Source organism: Flavobacterium branchiophilum NBRC 15030 = ATCC 35035 (assembly GCF_002217205.1).
Lineage (GTDB): Bacteria > Bacteroidota > Bacteroidia > Flavobacteriales > Flavobacteriaceae > Flavobacterium > Flavobacterium branchiophilum.
This window is the reverse complement of sequence record NZ_MUGT01000060.1, coordinates 1-17964: the sequence shown is the minus strand read 5'-3', so window position 1 is coordinate 17964 and position 17964 is coordinate 1. Positions and strand designations below refer to the sequence as shown.

At 34.0% G+C, this 17964-nt stretch carries 18 protein-coding genes; 4 read left to right on the top strand and 14 right to left on the bottom strand.

Annotated elements, in window-relative coordinates; genetic code table 11:
* The first annotated feature begins 4 nt into the window (after window positions 1-4).
* Window positions 5-418: a DUF6691 family protein gene (locus B0A58_RS08535; RefSeq protein ID WP_089080709.1), complete on the top strand. Its 414-nt coding sequence runs from the start codon at window positions 5-7 to the stop codon at window positions 416-418.
* On the opposite strand, the gene B0A58_RS08530 is transcribed toward B0A58_RS08535, so the two are convergent.
* From B0A58_RS08530 to B0A58_RS08505, 6 genes are all read right to left on the bottom strand, one after another.
* Complete coding sequence (locus B0A58_RS08530; protein WP_133063099.1) at window positions 415-1080, bottom strand: lysoplasmalogenase; 666 nt, start codon at window positions 1078-1080, stop codon at window positions 415-417. The genes B0A58_RS08535 and B0A58_RS08530 overlap by 4 nt on opposite strands.
* The gene (locus tag B0A58_RS08525; protein WP_089080707.1) at window positions 1067-2332 is read right to left on the bottom strand and encodes a sterol desaturase family protein; all 1266 of its coding nucleotides are present in this window, start codon (window positions 2330-2332) and stop codon (window positions 1067-1069) included. Before B0A58_RS08525 ends, B0A58_RS08530 begins: the two co-directional genes overlap by 14 nt.
* A gap of 74 nt (window positions 2333-2406) precedes the next feature.
* Window positions 2407-2682 (bottom strand): ATP-dependent Clp protease adaptor ClpS, encoded by a 276-nt coding sequence (locus B0A58_RS08520; protein ID WP_014083769.1) that lies wholly within the window; start codon window positions 2680-2682, stop codon window positions 2407-2409.
* A 14-nt stretch (window positions 2683-2696) separates the two neighbouring features.
* Window positions 2697-3533 carry a 50S ribosomal protein L11 methyltransferase gene (gene prmA / locus B0A58_RS08515; RefSeq protein WP_089080706.1) on the bottom strand — a complete coding sequence of 279 codons (837 nt, stop codon included), beginning with the start codon at window positions 3531-3533 and terminating at the stop codon, window positions 2697-2699.
* An 87-nt stretch (window positions 3534-3620) separates the two neighbouring features.
* Complete coding sequence (tpiA, locus tag B0A58_RS08510) at window positions 3621-4373, bottom strand: triose-phosphate isomerase (protein WP_014083771.1); 753 nt, start codon at window positions 4371-4373, stop codon at window positions 3621-3623.
* 2 nt (window positions 4374-4375) lie between these two features.
* On the bottom strand, window positions 4376-4867 hold the full coding sequence (locus B0A58_RS08505) for a TlpA family protein disulfide reductase (RefSeq protein ID WP_089080705.1): 492 nt from the start codon (window positions 4865-4867) through the stop codon (window positions 4376-4378).
* Between the two features lie 507 nt (window positions 4868-5374).
* Here B0A58_RS08505 and mscL point away from each other — a divergent pair.
* On the top strand, window positions 5375-5791 hold the full coding sequence (gene mscL / locus B0A58_RS08495; RefSeq protein WP_089080703.1) for a large conductance mechanosensitive channel protein MscL: 417 nt from the start codon (window positions 5375-5377) through the stop codon (window positions 5789-5791).
* Between the two features lie 198 nt (window positions 5792-5989).
* Window positions 5990-6979 carry an aspartate-semialdehyde dehydrogenase gene (locus tag B0A58_RS08490; RefSeq protein ID WP_089080702.1) on the top strand — a complete coding sequence of 330 codons (990 nt, stop codon included), beginning with the start codon at window positions 5990-5992 and terminating at the stop codon, window positions 6977-6979.
* Between the two features lie 167 nt (window positions 6980-7146).
* Here B0A58_RS08490 and B0A58_RS08485 read toward each other — a convergent pair whose 3' ends face one another.
* The 8 genes from B0A58_RS08485 to B0A58_RS08450 form a co-directional block, all read right to left on the bottom strand.
* A complete protein-coding gene (locus tag B0A58_RS08485; RefSeq protein ID WP_089080701.1) occupies window positions 7147-8937 on the bottom strand; it encodes an acyl-CoA dehydrogenase family protein in 1791 nt (596 codons plus the stop codon).
* 138 nt (window positions 8938-9075) lie between these two features.
* Window positions 9076-10257, bottom strand: a complete 1182-nt coding sequence (locus B0A58_RS08480; RefSeq protein WP_089080700.1) for an acetyl-CoA C-acyltransferase — start codon at window positions 10255-10257, stop codon at window positions 9076-9078.
* 55 nt (window positions 10258-10312) lie between these two features.
* Window positions 10313-10729, bottom strand: coding sequence for a DUF1016 N-terminal domain-containing protein (locus tag B0A58_RS08475; RefSeq protein ID WP_089080699.1), 417 nt, complete (start codon window positions 10727-10729; stop codon window positions 10313-10315).
* Window positions 10730-10868: 139 nt separating this feature from the next.
* Window positions 10869-11330 carry an IS200/IS605 family transposase gene (tnpA, locus tag B0A58_RS08470; RefSeq protein WP_089080730.1) on the bottom strand — a complete coding sequence of 154 codons (462 nt, stop codon included), beginning with the start codon at window positions 11328-11330 and terminating at the stop codon, window positions 10869-10871.
* A gap of 173 nt (window positions 11331-11503) precedes the next feature.
* Entirely contained in the window at window positions 11504-13894 is a 2391-nt protein-coding gene (locus B0A58_RS08465) for a 3-hydroxyacyl-CoA dehydrogenase/enoyl-CoA hydratase family protein (RefSeq protein ID WP_089080698.1), read from the bottom strand.
* A gap of 36 nt (window positions 13895-13930) precedes the next feature.
* On the bottom strand, window positions 13931-14371 hold the full coding sequence (locus tag B0A58_RS08460) for a MarR family winged helix-turn-helix transcriptional regulator (protein ID WP_014083780.1): 441 nt from the start codon (window positions 14369-14371) through the stop codon (window positions 13931-13933).
* Window positions 14372-14487: 116 nt separating this feature from the next.
* The gene (locus B0A58_RS08455; protein WP_089080697.1) at window positions 14488-15360 is read right to left on the bottom strand and encodes a lysophospholipid acyltransferase family protein; all 873 of its coding nucleotides are present in this window, start codon (window positions 15358-15360) and stop codon (window positions 14488-14490) included.
* A gap of 99 nt (window positions 15361-15459) precedes the next feature.
* On the bottom strand, window positions 15460-16677 hold the full coding sequence (locus B0A58_RS08450; RefSeq protein WP_089080696.1) for an MFS transporter: 1218 nt from the start codon (window positions 16675-16677) through the stop codon (window positions 15460-15462).
* A 158-nt stretch (window positions 16678-16835) separates the two neighbouring features.
* On the opposite strand from B0A58_RS08450, the gene meaB reads away from it, so the two are divergent.
* A complete protein-coding gene (meaB, locus tag B0A58_RS08445; protein ID WP_089080695.1) occupies window positions 16836-17921 on the top strand; it encodes a methylmalonyl Co-A mutase-associated GTPase MeaB in 1086 nt (361 codons plus the stop codon).
* The last annotated feature ends 43 nt before the right edge of the window (window positions 17922-17964 follow it).

Below are 17964 nucleotides of genomic sequence, written 5' to 3'. Positions count from 1 at the left end.
TTTTATGAAATATATAAAGTTTTTGCTAGTAGGTTTTGTTTTTGGAATTGTTTTAACAAAGTCTGAAGCCGTTTCTTGGTACAGAATTTATGAAATGTTTCAGTTTCAATCATTTCACATGTTTGGTATCATTGGAGTTGCCGTTTTTACAGGCATCATTGGTGTGCAATGGATCAAAAAAAGTGGTGTCAAAGCAATTGATGGTGAGGCCATTAGTATTCCAAATAAAGAAAAAGGACTATACCGATATTGGATAGGCGGAGGGATCTTTGGTTTAGGTTGGGCTTTAGTAGGATCGTGCCCAGGCCCCATATTTATTTTGCTTGGCGCAGGTTTTAAAGCAGTTGGGTTTGTACTTTTAGGAGCACTTTTAGGTACTTTTTTATATGGTATTATCAAAGATAAATTGCCACATTAATGTTTGTTTTGTTTTATAATTCCTGATATTAATAAATATTGTGCTAAAATATAAGACAACATAATGATGAAATTGCCATTCTGAATTGGTGTTGCAAATTTATTGATAGCTAAAATTGAATCTGAAAATATAAATAAGAAAACTCCCGTTGCAATATTGAATTGATCGTTTTTGTAAACATACAAACTGATTTTTAAGCCAAAAAATCCCATCAAAGTTAAAAACATAGCGTACACAATTACGGGAATTTTTAAAGTGCCTAAATAAGGATATAATACAGACAAAATGTAAAAGAAATATATTGTAAAGCAAATGGCAACCATTAATTGTAATTTTAGTGGTAGTGCAATAGCTTTTTTTTGTTGAATAAATGTAAGGCAATAGAAAACATGGGAAATTAAAAAACCAACTAAACCAAAAATAAAAAACAATGCTGATTTGGTATCAAAAATTAATAAAACATCGCCCAACCACGAGAAAAACAAGGCATATAATACTGTTTTTTTTGTAGGAAATGGCTCTTGAAAAGCTACTTTTGCCATTAATATCAATACAATTAATGCTTTAAAAAATGCCGCAAATGGACATCCAATGGATAGCAATATCAAATAGACAACGGCATTTATAAAAAATAATTTTTGAATCAGGTTAATTGTTTTCATCTTTTGGTTTTTCAAAGTTATTCCAAACAAAATATAAGGTTGCAACTAATGAAATTATTAAATACAAATACATGAATTGAGTTGCATATTCAAAATATTTTTCAGCAGCAAACCAACTTTTGTTTAGGATTAAAACGTATATACCTAATACAAATTTTAATATTTCAGGAAATAGTACCCTTTTGTTACAATTTAATAATTCAGTATAGCTGTAAATACTTATAAAAATAAATATGCCATAAATATAGATATTAGTATGGCCAATTTCTGAAATAAAATAATATAAATAGCTCGAAAGTGACAAAATGAAAATAATTTGAAAAGAACTCCATACAACCAATTTATTAGAATAATAGGTGTTGTATTTTTTGAAATTATAAATATCATTTATTTTTTGAATAGGATACAATTCATCAAAGTTTGCTGGTCTCCAACCTGTGGGTTTAAACCAAATCAAAAATGTATCTTTCCAGCTGGGTACCCTCCAAGCATCTTGTATCAATAACCACAAATGTTGAAAATTTATCCAAAATGGATTCCAAGTATTTGCGGGCCTAGTAATGCCATAAACAGCTGGAACATGGTCTAATTCTTCCTGAAACGTACCAAAAAATTTATCCCAAACAATAAAAATCTGTGCAAAATTTTTATCCATATATTCTGGATTTATAGCATGATGAACCCTATGATGTGAGGGGGTAACAAGGATGTGTTCCAAAACACCCATTTTTTGAATGTGTCTGGTATGGTACCAAAATTGCAAAAACAAATGAATAGGCATGGTGGTAGCTATTACTTTTGGATCTATACCTAAAAGAGCCGCTGGTAACAACAAAAAGGAATAAAACTTGAATATAACCGCAAAAGGCTGTCGCAAGGCACATGCCAAATTAAACTCTTCACTACTATGATGTATGGCGTGTGAATTCCACAAAATATTGATTCTATGAGCCCAGCGATGCGAACAATATCCGTAAAAATCTATTACTATAAATGTAATAATATAAGTATATATATTGGTACTCAAGTGTGTAATTGCTAAGTGTTGAACTAAAAATTCATACGACAAAACAGTAATAGACATTCCTAAAATATCTTTTAATGTATTTATTAATCCTGAACTTAAACTAGATAAGGTATCAATTAATGGTACAGTATCATTTTTAATTATCAGGCCATAAATTTTTTCAATAAAGATTAAAGTTAAAAAAATGGGCATTGCAATTACTAATATTTTACCATATTCTGCCATATTCTTATATTTTTTTAATGAAATTTATTGCATTTTCAAAAATAACATTTGTTTTTTAAATAAACTAAAATAATTCAAATAATTTCAGCACTTAATCCTGCTTCTAATAATTGTAAACATTGTGGTTTTAGTTCTTTCAAACTGCCTGTTTTTACAGTACATTTTCCTTTATAATGTACTAAAATAGCACATTGTTCAGCTTGTTCGGCAGTATGTTTACAAACTGCAATTAGTGTATCTATTACATGATCAAATGTGTTCACATCATCATTATACAATACTATTTCATTATGTGCCGCTAATTGTTCTGAAACAGCTTTCTTTTCTTTAACTTTTTCAATCGTGGACATAAACAAATTTTAATTTAATTTTTAATATATTTCATCGAAACCCAGTTGTTTCTTTTTAATTGATTTACAAATTGCAATCCATTTGCAATACAGGCAGCGTCTATATATGGAATATCCTCTTCATAAAACCCACTAAATAAAATGATGCCTTTGGATTGTAAACTGTTGCAATAGGCTTCCATGTCGTTCAAAAGGATGTTTCTATTGATGTTGGCTATTATCAAATCATATTTTTTGTCTGCTAATAGGGCGGCATCTCCTTCATAAACGCTAATGTGTTGGCAATCATTTCGCTCTGCATTTTCAATAGAGTTCAAGTAGCACCAGTTGTCTATATCTATGGCATCAATGGGTTTTGCTCCTTTCATTTCGGCCAAAATAGCCAAAATGGCAGTGCCACATCCCATATCTAAAGTTTTCAATCCCGCTACTTCCATGGATAACAAATGCTGAATCATCATGTGAGTCGTTTCATGATGTCCTGTCCCAAAACTCATTTTAGGCTCTATTACTATATCATATTTCGCCTCCGTTTTAGGATGAAAGGGGGCTCTTACATGACACATTCCATCCACTTCAATTGGCTCAAAATTTTTCTCCCACTCTTCATTCCAATTTACTTGTGCAATTTCTTCTACCGTATAGGAAATGGTAAAGTCTTCGTTTTTCAAAACCATGACCTCATCCAAAATTTGTTCATTCCAAAACGATTTCTGAATATAAGCCGTCATGCCAGCCTCTGTTTCTATAAAACTTTCAAATGGCAGTTCGCCCAATTCGGCTATTAATATTTCCGATCCCAATGCTTTAGGGCTCACCTCAAAATGATAACCCATATAAATATTTGACATACAAATGTAATTTATAATTTAATAATTAAAAAAAAAGAAAAGCGACAATTTTCATTACCGCTTTTCTTCTAAGCTGGCTTTTATGGCCTAAATGCCATTTACAATAGCCACAAAATCCGAAGCTTTCAAAGCAGCACCACCAATCAAACCACCATCAACATCGGGTTTAGAAAATATTTCTTTGGCATTATCTGGCTTTACACTGCCTCCATACAATATCGAAACACCCTCTGCAATGTCTGCTCCAAATCCTTTTCTAATTGTTGCTCGTATAAACTCGTGCATTTCTTGTGCCTGTTCCGGACTGGCCGTTTCTCCCGTACCAATGGCCCATACGGGTTCATAAGCCAAAATAATGTGCTCCCACGATGATTTTTCTATATGAAACAAGCCATCTCTTAATTGATTTTCTACCACATTAAAGTGTTGCTTGTCTTGACGGTCTTTCAACTCCTCTCCAAAACAAAAAATCACATCCATTTCATGCTTCAATGCCGTATCTACTTTATTGGCCAACAACGCATCGGTTTCATGACAATAGGCTCTTCTTTCAGAATGACCCAATATCACGGTGTTCACGCCAATACTTTTTAGCATATCTGCCGAAATTTCTCCCGTAAATGCCCCGCCCTCGGCTTGGTGCATGTTTTGTGCCGCAACCGTAATGTTTGTAAAATTCAAATGCTCAACTGCCGATGACAAATTAACAAATGTCGGAGCCACTATAATTTTTACTTCTTTGTCCGATGGCAATTGGTCTATCAATTCATTCAACAAATCTTCCGTTTGCTCGGCATTTTTGTTCATTTTCCAGTTTCCTGCTACAATTTTTGTTCTCATGTTTAGTGTATAGTTTTTAGAATAGTACTCATCTTTTCAAAATCAGTCTCTACAGCGCGATACAATACTACTTTTTCCGTTTTGTCCACTATAATATACCTCGGAATCCAATCCAAATCTATCATCTGTCCAAAAACGCCTTTCATACCATCGTTTGCCATATAATGATCGCCAACCAATTCATGTTTGTCAATCCCTTGCTTCCATTTTTCAACCGTTTTGTCCATAGACAAAAACACAAACGAAACCTCAGGATTTGCAGCTTGCAAGGTTTTTACTTTTGGCATGGCTTTCACACAATCAGAGCACCATGAAGCCCAAACCTCTATAACCAAAGTCTTTCCTTGATGTTTTTTTAAAATATCCGAAAACTTTACTTGTTTTTCAGCACTGTTCATCAGTGTCGCTTCTAAAGCTCCCGCCGCAAATTCTTCTTTCTGTGCCTGGCATCCCCATGCTAAAACACCACACAATAGCATTAATATTTTTTTCATAATTGATAGTTTTTTGGTTTATTTTTTTTAATCTACTTTACATTGCAAACGCAAAAATAATTATTTTAATTTTGAAATCACATTTTTTTTCAATTATCTTACCCTTTTAATTGCAACCACCATTCACAATACATGTTGAACCAAAAACAACAACGCCCTTTTTTTCTCGAAGCACAACACCCCGTTTTCAATCTGCACCCGTCCCGCTATCCATTACAATCTTTTGTTTTTTTGTCGTTTTCAAAACAAACTAATTCACAAATAAGGATGACGCCATTTCCAATTGAAGTCCATCCCAAAAAAAACAAAAGGATTTCCATTACTATCGGGGCTATACAAACAACTTCAATCTTTCAAAAAACACTTCAAAAAAATCAAAAAAAAGCCATTTATCCCTAAAAAACAACCTTTCAACCTTAATTAATCTATTTTTGATCCAACAAAATGTATTTTCAATTCATTTTTTTTCTTATCTTCGCCTCCTAATTAACTCTAAATTAAAAAACTATGGGATTTTTTGCAGATTTTAAAGCCTCTCTTATGAAAGGCGATATTTTAAGCCTTTCAACAGCCGTTGTTATTGGCGGCGCTTTTGGCAAAGTGATAACCTCTGCCGTAGAAGATATCATCATGCCAATTATTGGTTTAATAACAGGTGGTGTTGATTTTACTCAAAAATTTATTTCACTCGACGGCAATGTTTACAAAAATTTAGAAGCCGCCAAAAAAGCAGGAGCTGCCGTAATAACTTATGGCAATTTACTTCAAGCACTTCTTAATTTTATCATTATTGCTTTCTTTATTTTTGTATTATTAAGAGCCGCTGATAAAGCCAAAAAGAAAGAAGAAGCTGCTGCACCAGCACCAACTGGTCCAACTCAAGAACAACTTTTAACCGAAATTCGAGATTTATTAAAAAAATAATTTAATTTTAAAAGCACACATTTCAAAAGGCTGAACCCATTTTTTGGGGCAGCCTTTTTTATTTGAACATTTTTTAATTACACAAAATGTTTTAAATATAACATTTTGTTATTTTTTGTTAATCCCCTTGTTACTCTAATTTTATTATTTACTTTTGTACCATCAAATAGTAAAATAAAAAACAAAACATAAATTATCATGAGAATAGCAGTTGTAGGGGCAACCGGAATGGTTGGCGAGGTAATGCTACAAGTTTTAGCAGAAAGAAATTTTCCAGTAACAGAATTAATTCCAGTAGCATCTGAAAAATCCGTTGGAAAAGAAATTGAGTTCAAAGGCACAAAATACAAAGTAGTTGGCATGCAAACAGCCGTAGAGATGAAAGCCGATATTGCAGTTTTTTCAGCCGGAGGCGATACCTCCTTGGAGTGGGCTCCAAAATTTGCAGCAGCGGGCACAACTGTTATAGACAACTCGTCGGCTTGGAGAATGGATCCTACAAAAAAATTAATCGTTCCAGAAATTAATGCCAACCAATTAACCAAAGAAGATAAAATTATTGCCAATCCCAATTGCTCTACAATTCAAATGGTTATGGCATTAGCACCATTGCATCAAAAATACGACATAAAAAGAATCATTATTTCTACATACCAGTCCATTACAGGAACTGGCGTAAAAGCTGTAAAACAATTAGAAAACGAATATGCGGGTATTCAAGGCGATATGGCTTACAAATACCAAATACACCGTAATGCAATTCCTCACTGCGACAGTTTTGAACCCAACGGTTATACTAAAGAAGAAATGAAACTGGTTCGTGAAACTCAAAAAATTTTGAGCGACAATACGATTGCTGTTACTGCAACTGCCGTGCGAGTTCCAATCGTTGGAGGACATAGCGAAGCCGTAAATGTTGAATTTACAAACGATTTTGATGTTGCAGAAGTACGATCTATCTTGAGCCAAACCGATGGCGTAATAGTTCAAGACGATTTGGATGCTTTTTCGTACCCAATGCCATTGTTTGCCCAAGGAAAAAACGAAGTTTTTGTTGGTAGAATCCGTAGAGACGAAAGCCAACCCAACACATTAAATTTATGGATAGTTGCAGACAACTTACGTAAAGGGGCAGCTACCAACACCATTCAAATTGCAGAATATTTGATCGCTCATCAACTGGTTTAATAAAAATGATTAATTTGTATTAGGAGTGACTAATGTAAATAGCGTATTTATTTACAAAAATCTATTTTTTTAATATCTATTTTTTATAAATACATCACGAAAATTTTTTTTGAATAAAAAAGGCTGTCCAAAAATAATTGGACAGCCTTTTTTAATTATAAAAAAAATTAAAAGCAATAGCTATTTTCGGCAACCAATTTGGCTGTAATTTGCTCTCTTAATCCAACAATATTTGGCATGTTGGTGTATTTTGTAAATCGGCGTAAGCCCATCAACATCATACGTTGTTCGTCTCCTTCGGCAAAAGAAATAATACTTTCTTTTCCTCTTTGAGCTACAATATCAACGGCTTTGTACAAATAGAGTTTTGCCATAGCAATTTGCTCATTTACAGCTGCTTCACCTTGTTTTTTAGCCATTTTTTCTGTTCTCAAAATGGTGCTTTCTGCCATATAAATTTCAATCAAAATATCGGCAGCAGCCATCAATAATTGTTGGTGAGCGTCTAGATCCATACCGTATTTTTGAACGGCACCACCCGCAACCATCAAGAAGGCTTTTTTCAGTTTGCCAATCATTTCTTTTTCTTCAGAGAATAGTTCGGAATAATCAGGGGTGTCAAAAGATGGAATCCCCATTAATTCTTCTTGAACTTTGGAAGCAGGACCTAATAAGTCTATATGGCCTTTCATGGCTTTTTTGATTAACATCCCAACAGAAAGCATTCGATTGATTTCGTTAGTACCTTCATATATACGTGCAATTCGAGCATCTCTCCAAGCAGATTCCATCGGAGTATCTTCTGAGAATCCCATACCTCCATAAATTTGAATTCCTTCGTCAGAGCAATTTTGAACATCTTCAGAAACGGCTACTTTCAAAATAGAACACTCAATAGCAAATTCTTCTACGCCTTTCAATTCGGCTTCTTGATGCGAAGTGCCCTCTGCTTCTCTAATTTTGATTCTATTTTCAATGTCTTTTGCAGCTCTATACGTGGCACTTTCTCCAGCATAAGTTGATGTTGCCATTTCTGCTAGTTTATATCTGATAGCACCAAAAGAAGCAATTGGTGTATTAAATTGAATTCTTTCATTGGCATAATGAATTGCATTAGATGTTACTCGACGTTGGGCATCCAAACAAGCAGCTGCCAATTTGATACGACCTACATTCAAGGCATTCATCGCAATTTTGAAACCGTTTCCTCTTTCAGACAGCATATTTTCAACAGGTATTTTAGTTTCATTAAAGAAAACCTGACGAGTAGATGAAGCACGAATTCCTAATTTGTGCTCTTCTTCTCCAAAAGAAATTCCGTTGTCAGCTGTGTTTTCCAAAATGAATCCTGTGATGTTTTTATCGTCTTCAATTCTAGCAAAAACGATAAATAGCGAACAAAAACCAGCATTAGAAATCCACATTTTTTGTCCCGTAATTTTGTAATGCGTTCCGTCTTCAGACAAAACCGCTTTTGTTTTACCTGAATTGGCGTCACTTCCTGCTCCTGGTTCAGTTAAACAATAGGCTCCAAACCATTCTCCAGAAGCTAATTTCGGAACGTATTTTTGTTTTTGTTCTTCGGTTCCATATAAAGTAATTGGCATGGTTCCAATTCCGGTATGTGCACCAAAAGCTGTTGAAAATGAACCTGTTGCTCCCGAAATGTAATCGCAAACTAAACAAGTATCTACAAATCCCATTCCCATTCCGCCATAAGCTTCAGGAACCGAAATACTCAAGAAACCCATTTCGCCTGCTTTACGCATGGTTTCTTCAGTTAATGCATAATCTTTCTTTTCAAAACGGTCTTTGTTTGGCCAAATTTCTTTGTCCACAAATTCTTTAACAGAATCACGCATCATGATTTGTTCTTCAGAAAAATCTTCAGGTGTGAATATATTTTCACATTTAGTTTCTTTTACAAGGAATTGTCCTCCTCTGGTTATGTCTTCCATATTAGCCCCCTAACCCCCGAAAGGGGAATTCCTACTAGGGGTGAGTAGGGTTTTAATTTTACTAAAATATTTTTAATTATAATTTTATAATACAAAGAATGTCCACAATCTAAATTCCCCCTTCGGGGGTTAGGGGGCTTATATCAATTCATATATCCCCGCACTTCCTTGACCTGTTCCAACACACATACTTACGATACCATATTTGCTACCTCGTCTTTTCATTTCATCAAATAATTGTACCGATAATTTGGCTCCTGTACAACCTAGCGGATGACCTAATGCAATTGCACCACCATTCACGTTTACGATTTCAGGATTTAAACCTAATTCGCGTACAACTGCTAATGATTGTGAAGCAAATGCTTCGTTTAACTCTATTAAATCTATATCATTTAAGCTTAAACCTGCTTGTTTTAAGGCTTTCGGAATGGCTTTCACAGGACCAATACCCATGATTCGTGGTTCAACACCAGCTGAGGCATAATTGACCAAGCGTGCAATTGGAGTAACGCCCAATTCTTTTACCATTTCTTCACTCATAACCAAAACAAAAGCAGCTCCATCACTCATTTGAGAAGAGTTTCCTGCGGTTACACTTCCATCAGCAGAAAAAACAGGTTTTAAATTGCCTAAAGCAGCTATGTTCGTGTCGGCTCTAGGCCCTTCATCTTTCGATACAGTATAGGTTTTAGTTTCTTTTTTACCGTTTTCGTTTATAAATGTTTGCTCTACATTAATAGGAACAATTTGTTTGTCAAACTTTCCTTCTACTTGTGCTTTCAAAGCTTTTTGGTGTGAATTGAAAGCAAATTCATCTTGATCTTCACGAGAAATGTTAAATTGATTGGCAACCGCTTCGGCAGTCAATCCCATACCCCAATAGTAATCTTCGTTTCCTGCTGCCGCTACGGCATAATCAGGGGTTGGTTTATACCCTCCCATCGGAATAAAAGACATACTTTCAGCTCCGCCAGCAATGATACAATCAGCCATTCCACTTTGAATTTTGGCAGTAGCCATTCCGATAGTTTCCAAGCCTGAGGCACAATATCTATTTACGGTTACACCAGGAACATCCGTAACTTTTAATCCCATCAATGAAATTAATCGGCCTACGTTTAATCCTTGTTCTGCTTCTGGCATGGCATTTCCTACCATCACATCGTCAATTCGAGTTTTGTCAAAATCAGGTAACTCATTCATCATAAATTGAATAGTTTCTGCTGCCAACTCATCCGGTCTTTTGAATCGAAAAACCCCTTTTGGCGCTTTGCCTACGGCAGTTCTGTATGCTTTTACTATGTATGCTGTTTTCATATAAATCCCCTAGATTTCCTATTAGGGGTCAATAGGTTTTATTGGTTGTTATTTATTAATTTTTTAATTGATAAGTTCTGCTATTCCAGTTGCATGCTACACTTTCATTCAAATAATACCATTTTTTGTCTTCTGACTCAATGCGGGAAAGCAAGCGATAATGTGTCCAACTCAATTCGGTACGCAATGCGTTCCAAATTGGAAAGCTTTTATAAAAAGCCCTCATATTGTTTAAATTTCTCTCGTCAAACCCTTTACCAAATTCAAGAGTCAATTCGTTTGCCAAGTTTTTTAACGTTGCTTTTCCATAAACAGCCTTTGAATTGCCTTGTTGTTCATCTTCAACAATTAATTGCCCTATTTTCCAATACGTTTCAAGCAAAGCTGCATTAACCATTCGGTAAACCCGTTGCCGAGATTCCTGAATAATTTCTTTGACAGATTGAAATAATTGGGTGTTTGTTGTTTGCATTTTTCTTAAATTTTTCTGTCTATTTTTTTATTTTCTTAAACTTTTTTGAATTTCTAAAACCTCGTAGAGGTTTACTGTTTGTAGCCCCAATAGTTTTTGCGTTTTTTTAGCTCCGTAGGAGCGACCTGTTTGTTATAAATTATTCTATCCATTCAAACAGATATTTTTCATTATATTCAATTTCAAATTTTTTTAAAAAATCTATATATTCCTCTTTAAATGTTCTTTTTTTATGATGTTCCTCTTGATTTAAAATGTATTTTATTACATTATCTAAATTGCTTTTGGAATATGAAAATGCTCCAAATCCTTCTTGCCAATTAAATTTCCCATTGATCCATTTACTATCATTGATAAATTTAGACGAGCCCGCTTTTATATCTCTAACTAAATCAGAAATTGAAATGTTTGGTTTTAAACCTACTAAAATATGTACATGATCGGACATTGCAAATATTGATAACAATTTTTGTTCTCTATTTGTTACAATCCCAGTGATGAATTTATGTAATTCTTCACGATTTTCTTTCATTATCAAATTCTGCCTGCCTTTTACCGCAAAAACAATTTGAATATATATTTGTGAATAGGTATTTGCCATTTTTACACACAATAATCTGGTTTATAATTTAATTAAACAATCTACAAACAGGTCGCTCCTACGGAGCTATATTGTTTTTTTACATTTCTACTACTACAAACAGGTCGCTCCTACGGAGCTATATTGTTTTTTTACATTTCTACTACTATAAACAGGTCGCTCCTAAGGAGCTTCTAATTTCTCAAAGGCTTCCCTTTAGTCAACATAAACTGAATTCTTTCCAATGTTTTTCTTTCTGTACAAAGTGATAAAAATGCTTCACGTTCAATATCTAATAAATATTGTTCGCTCACCAAGGTTGGTTCAGATAAATCACCACCAGCCATTACATAAGCCAATTTGTTCGCAATTTTTCTATCATGTTCAGAAATGTATTTACCAGCCTGCATTTGGTCAGTTCCTACTAAAAACATTCCTAAGGCTTGTTTCCCAAGCACTTTTACGTCTTTTCTTTGAATTGGTTGCGTATATCCTTGTTCTGCCATTTGAAGTGCTACTTGTTTAGCAACTGCAATTTGGCGGTCTTTATTGACTACCACAATATCTTTTCCTTTTTGTAAAACTCCCATGTCAAAAGCTTCATAAGCAGATGTCGCTACTTTTGCCATTCCAACAGTTAAAAAATATTCTTGCAATACATTCAATTCTACATCATTTTTGTGGAATAAATCGGAAGCACGTAATGCCATTTCTTTAGAACCTCCACCACCTGGAATAACTCCAACACCAAATTCTACTAATCCAATATAGGTTTCTGCTGCTGCCACTACTCGGTCGGCGTGCATGGTCATTTCACATCCACCTCCTAATGTCATTCCGTGAGGTGCAACAATTACTGGAGCTGCCGAGTAACGCACTCGCATCATGGTGTCTTGGAACATTTTAATAGCCATATTCAACTCGTCGTATTCCTGCTCAACTGCCATCATGAAAATCATTCCGATGTTGGCACCCACAGAGAAATTAGCTCCTTGATTTCCAATAACCAAACCGTTGTATTCTTTTTCGGCTAAGTCAATGGCTTTGTTGATAGCTTGTAGCACATCGCCACCAATGGTATTCATTTTGGATTGGAATTCAAGATTCAAAATTCCGTCACCCAAATGTTGGATAATTGCACCGCTATTACTCCAAACTTTTTTGCTTTCGCGAATGTTATTTAAAATGATAAAAGCATCTTGTCCAGGAACTTTTGTTTGTGATTTTGATGGAATATTATAATAATAAGTAGCACCTTCTTTTACAGAATAAAAACTGCTACTTCCCGAAGCAAGCATTTCGGTTACCCAAGCTGCTGGTTCATATCCTTCGGTTTTCATTAGTTCGATTCCTTTGGCAACCCCAATAGCATCCCAAATTTCGAATGGGCCATTTTCCCAGCCAAAACCAGCTTTCATGGCATCGTCAATTTTATAAAAATCATCTGAAATCTCAGGAATTCTATTGGAACAATAAGCAAACATGGCAGCGAAATTTTTTCTGTAAAACTCTCCCGCTTTGTCTTTTCCTTTTACCAATACTTTGAAACGATCGATTGGTTTGTCGATGGTTTTGGTTAATTCTAAAGTGGCAAACGAAGCTCTTTTCGATGCTCTATACTCTAATGTATTTAGATCTAAAGACAAAATTTCTTTTCCTTCTTTTTTATAAAAACCTTGCCCAGTTTTACTACCCAACCATTTGTTTTCCATCATTTTGGAAATAAAATCTGGAAGTTGGAACAAATCATGTGCTTCGTCATTCGGGCAGTTGTCGTAAATTCCGTTGGCAACATGAACTAAAGTATCTAAACCAACCACATCAACTGTTCTAAACGTAGCCGATTTTGGTCTTCCAATTACAGGCCCTGTTAATTTATCTACTTCTTCAATAGTCAGTCCCATTTCTTTAACTAAATGGAACAAACTTTGGATACCAAAAATTCCGATTCGGTTTCCAATAAAAGCAGGAGTGTCTTTGGCAACAACCGATGTTTTTCCTAAAAATTTAGAACCATATTCCGTTAAGAAATCCAATACTTCTGAACTGGTTTTTGGACCAGGAATAATCTCAAACAATTTTAGATAACGTGCGGGGTTAAAAAAGTGTGTTCCACAAAAATGAGCTTGAAAATCCTCTGAACGTCCTTCACTCATAAACTGAATTGGAATCCCAGAGGTGTTGGAAGTAACCAAAGTACCTGATTTTCTATACTTGTCGATTTGTTCAAAAACTAATTTTTTAATATCTAAACGTTCTACAACCACTTCAATAACCCAGTCGCAAGAAGCGATTTTAGACATATCGTCTGTGGTGTTTCCTGTTGTAATTCGGTTTGCAAATTTCTGACTATATATAGGTGAGGGGTTCGATTTTAAGGCATTCGCCAAATGATCGTTTACCAATCTATTTCTAACCACTTTACTTTCTAAGGTCAAACCTTTTTTCTCCTCGGCTTCGGTCAATGCGTTTGGCACAATGTCAAGAAGCAAAACCTCTAAGCCAATATTCGCAAAATGACAGGCAATTCCAGACCCCATGATGCCTGAGCCCACAACGGCAACTTTTTTAATTATTCGTTTCATTGTTTTAGTTATTTTGTTATTTTTTTAATTGTTATTTTAAAATATTTTTTTTTCACTAATCAAATGGTTGATTTCTTCAGTTACTTCTATAAAATGTCTTAATTTTTCTTCAGAAATATGTTGTTTAATAATGTCATTAAATTTTAAAACTGTTTGTTTTGACAATTCACGTTTTTGTTTTCCAAAATCGGTTAAATAAATCAATACCCCTCTTCCATCTTTTGGATTTCGTTTTTTGTAAATGAGTCCCTTTTCTTCCATCGATTTTAATGTACGTGTCAAACTTGTAGCTTCTACCCCAATTTTAGGCCCTAAAGCTGTTGATGGTGTTCCTTTTTCTTTATCTAAACTTAAAAGTAAAAAACCTACGGACATAGTTGCATCATACTTAGAGGCTTCTTCGTTATACATTCTCGAAACGGCTTGCCATGTAGTTCGAAGTATATAGTCAATTGTTTTTTCTTTTAGTGTATTCATTGTTGTTTTGATTTCGAATTCAAAGATAGTAAAAAAATATTATGCAAGCATAGTATTTTTTAATTTTTTTCAAAAAAAAAAGAAACTTCCATTTTTTGAAGTTTCTTTTTAAAAAATTATGCTCTGCGATGTTTCCATCTTTTATGTGTCCATAAATAAAATTCGGGAGCTTCATATATTTGATGTTCTACTTTTTTTATAAATAAATCAGAAATTTGATAATCTGGAGTATCAAGAATGGTATCAGATAATCGTTCAAAAGTAGCTACATAATGGCCTCTTTTTACTTTTATAGTTTTCAAAAAAAGGATATTCAAATCATATTTTTTTGCTAAAGATTCGGCGCCAACATGAATGGGCACCTCTACACCTAAAAATTTGGTCCAATGCACTGCATTGTGTAAAGTAGGCGATTGATCACTTGCAAAACCATAAAGAGACAATACATTGTTTTTTACATTCTCTATAATTGTAGGAATAGTTTCTTTTGTAGAAATTAATGTAGCGCCAAAACGGGCTCTTATTTTTTTTACCAATTGGTCAAAATAAGGATTGTTTATTTTTTTGTAAACTCCAAATCCTTTAAAAGCTACTTGCTGATTTAAAGAAACCAACCATTCATAACTGGCATAGTGTCCGCACATTAAAATGATGCTTTTTTTTTCGGCTTCAATTGATTTATAAAAATCTAAATTGGCAAAATAATAGCGTTTGTAAATCTCATTTTTAGAAATAGTCATGGTTTTTATCATTTCTAAAAACATATCGCACAAGTGGCTATAGGATTTTTTTTCAATGATTTTTCGCTCTGCTTGAGATAGATGAGGTAGTGTAAGTGCTAAATTGTCTCTAACAACATTTTTTCTATAACCAATGATATAATAAACAATTATATATAATAAATCTGATAAGATATATAGTATTCTAAATGGTAATATAGATACTAGTATCAAAATCGGGTATATAATAATATAAATGAGGAATTGCATTTTATATAAAAATTTGTCATGCAAATATAGTTTATTTTTTTGTGAATAAAAATATACTATGTAAATTAAATTCCAAATATTAATTTGTTAGCAAAATGATTACACTTTATTTTTTTGTTTCAAATTGGGTAAGAAATAACAAATGACACCAATTAATGGCAAGAATGAACAAATTTGATACACAAAACCCACCGAAGTTTTATCGGCTAATATGCCTAACAATGCCGATCCTAAAGCACCCATTCCGAATGCAAAACCATAAAATAATCCTGAAATCATACCTAATTTTTTGGGTAATAATTCTTGTGCATAAACAATAATGGCTGGAAATGCCGATGAAATAATCAAGCCAATGATTACCATCAAAATATCGGTATAAAATAAATTAGCATAAGGCAACAGCAATGCAAAAGGGGTTACGCCAAAGACGGAAAACCAAATGACGTATTTTCTGCCAAATTTATCACCCAACGGCCCTCCTGAAATAGTACCAATGGCATAAGCAATTAAATAAATAAACATGTGAAATTGTGCATCTTGAACTTTGAGATGGAATTTTTCGATTACATAAAAAGTATAATATGTTGATAAACAAGCGGTATAGAAAAATTTAGAAAATATGACAGTTAATAAAATTCCTATAGCAATCGTTACTTGTTTTGAACTAAGTTGGTGGTTTTCTGAAAAAACTTTCGCTTTTTGCTGGCGTAATGCCAACTGTTTGCTATACCAAAAAGCGATTCTGGACAAAATAGCAAGTCCAATTACGGCCGCAATTACAAAATATAAAAGGTGTTTTTGTGAGTTTGGCACAACAATCAATGCAACCAACAAAGGCCCTAAAGCGGTACCAAAATTGCCTCCAACTTGAAAAATAGATTGTGCCAATCCTCTTCTTCCTCCAGATGCCATATTGGATATTCGAGCAGACTCGGGGTGAAATATTGACGAGCCCGTGCCAATAAGCATTACAGCAATGACTATGCTATAAAAATGAGATGCATAAGCCAAAACGATTATTCCTGTTAATGAAAACAACATGCCATAAATTTGCGAAAATGGTTTTGGATATTTATCGGTATAATAACCTACAAAAGGTTGAAAAATAGAAGCGGTAAGTTGAAATGCAAATGTTATAAGCCCAATTTGAGAAAAACTCAAATGATAATTTTCTTTTAAAATAGGATACACGGAAGGTATCATGGATTGAATCAAATCGTTTAATAGATGAGCAAAACTAATCGAAAAAAGGATCAAAAAAATGGGTTTTTGAAGTGTATTTGAATTGTTTTGATCGGAATTTGAAGTGGTATTCATGGATTTTAATTTGCTACAAAAATACAAAAATCAATACTAATAAGAGATGTAAAAGTACTTAAAATTTTAATTTACAATAAAATTGCTATCAAACGACGAATTTTTTTGATCATCTTTGAAAAAAAGTTTAAATTTGTGAGACCTAAAATAAACCAAAATTGGAATCAAAATCCCATGAACCAACCGCACTTCACGAAGTGCCTGGAATCAATCAACCCAACACTTTAAGCCACAAAGTGGTTTCGACTATACAACAATTTAGAAAAAAACAACCTACTGCTAATGAACTGATAGAAGGCATTTTAGCTCAAAATATTACCGCTTTGAGTAGGGCTATTACCCTAGTAGAAAGTACCAATAGTTCCCATTTAGAAAAAGCAAATGAAGTAATACATGCTTGTTTGCCGTATGCCAATCAATCTGTACGAATAGGTATAACTGGTGTGCCTGGCGTAGGAAAAAGTACTTTTATTGAGGCATTTGGAAAATATTTGACTGGTATTGGAAAAAAAGTAGCTGTTTTAGCTGTCGATCCTAGTAGTTCGATGAGTTTTGGAAGTATTTTGGGCGATAAAACCCGAATGGAAGAACTTGTCAAGGATCCAAATGCTTACATAAGACCCAGCCCGTCTGGAGATACACTTGGCGGTGTTGCAAGAAAAACAAGAGAAACTATTACACTTTGTGAGGCTTTTGGCTATGATACCATAATAATAGAAACAGTAGGGGTTGGTCAAAGCGAAACTGCGGTGCACAGTATGGTGGACTTTTTTTTATTGTTAAAAATAGCTGGTGCTGGCGACGAGTTACAAGGCATTAAACGAGGCATAATGGAAATGGCCGATGCCATAGTAATTAATAAAGCCGATGGTGATAATATTAAAAAAGCCCAAATGGCAAAAGTAGCATTTAATAGGGCGTTGCATCTTTTTCCTGCCAAAAAATCGGGGTGGATACCCACAACGGCCACTTGTAGTGCATTGGTTCAGGATGGAATTTCGGAGGTTTGGGACAGCATTTTGAATTATTTGGATCTTACACAAAGTAATGGCTATTTTGAAGAAAAACGTCGTGATCAAAATCAATATTGGATGCTTGAAACCATCAACGAAAGTTTGAAAAATAGTTTTTTTAATAAAGAAAATATTAAAAATTTACTTATTATTAATAAAAAAGCCGTACAAGATGGCAGAATCTCTCCTTTTGCAGCAGCGCAAATATTATTGCAAGCTTATTTTGAATGAAAAATTGAAAGGATTGAAAGGATTGAAAGATTGAAGGATTGAA

What these genes read in the sequence shown, in the direction of transcription:
- B0A58_RS08460 (WP_014083780.1), bottom strand. Translation starts at nt 14,371, where the DNA reads ATGAATACACTAAAAGAAAAAACAATTGACTATATACTTCGAACTACA.
- tpiA (WP_014083771.1), bottom strand. Translation starts at nt 4,373, where the DNA reads ATGAGAACAAAAATTGTAGCAGGAAACTGGAAAATGAACAAAAATGCC.
- B0A58_RS08490 (WP_089080702.1), top strand. Translation starts at nt 5,990, where the DNA reads ATGAGAATAGCAGTTGTAGGGGCAACCGGAATGGTTGGCGAGGTAATG.
- tnpA (WP_089080730.1), bottom strand. Translation starts at nt 11,330, where the DNA reads ATGGCAAATACCTATTCACAAATATATATTCAAATTGTTTTTGCGGTA.
- mscL (WP_089080703.1), top strand. Translation starts at nt 5,375, where the DNA reads ATGGGATTTTTTGCAGATTTTAAAGCCTCTCTTATGAAAGGCGATATT.
- B0A58_RS08465 (WP_089080698.1), bottom strand. Translation starts at nt 13,894, where the DNA reads ATGAAACGAATAATTAAAAAAGTTGCCGTTGTGGGCTCAGGCATCATG.
- B0A58_RS08475 (WP_089080699.1), bottom strand. Translation starts at nt 10,729, where the DNA reads ATGCAAACAACAAACACCCAATTATTTCAATCTGTCAAAGAAATTATT.
- B0A58_RS08455 (WP_089080697.1), bottom strand. Translation starts at nt 15,360, where the DNA reads ATGCAATTCCTCATTTATATTATTATATACCCGATTTTGATACTAGTA.
- prmA (WP_089080706.1), bottom strand. Translation starts at nt 3,533, where the DNA reads ATGTCAAATATTTATATGGGTTATCATTTTGAGGTGAGCCCTAAAGCA.
- B0A58_RS08530 (WP_133063099.1), bottom strand. Translation starts at nt 1,080, where the DNA reads ATGAAAACAATTAACCTGATTCAAAAATTATTTTTTATAAATGCCGTT.
- B0A58_RS08480 (WP_089080700.1), bottom strand. Translation starts at nt 10,257, where the DNA reads ATGAAAACAGCATACATAGTAAAAGCATACAGAACTGCCGTAGGCAAA.
- B0A58_RS08535 (WP_089080709.1), top strand. Translation starts at nt 5, where the DNA reads ATGAAATATATAAAGTTTTTGCTAGTAGGTTTTGTTTTTGGAATTGTT.
- B0A58_RS08485 (WP_089080701.1), bottom strand. Translation starts at nt 8,937, where the DNA reads ATGGAAGACATAACCAGAGGAGGACAATTCCTTGTAAAAGAAACTAAA.
- B0A58_RS08505 (WP_089080705.1), bottom strand. Translation starts at nt 4,867, where the DNA reads ATGAAAAAAATATTAATGCTATTGTGTGGTGTTTTAGCATGGGGATGC.
- B0A58_RS08520 (WP_014083769.1), bottom strand. Translation starts at nt 2,682, where the DNA reads ATGTCCACGATTGAAAAAGTTAAAGAAAAGAAAGCTGTTTCAGAACAA.
- B0A58_RS08525 (WP_089080707.1), bottom strand. Translation starts at nt 2,332, where the DNA reads ATGGCAGAATATGGTAAAATATTAGTAATTGCAATGCCCATTTTTTTA.
- B0A58_RS08450 (WP_089080696.1), bottom strand. Translation starts at nt 16,677, where the DNA reads ATGAATACCACTTCAAATTCCGATCAAAACAATTCAAATACACTTCAA.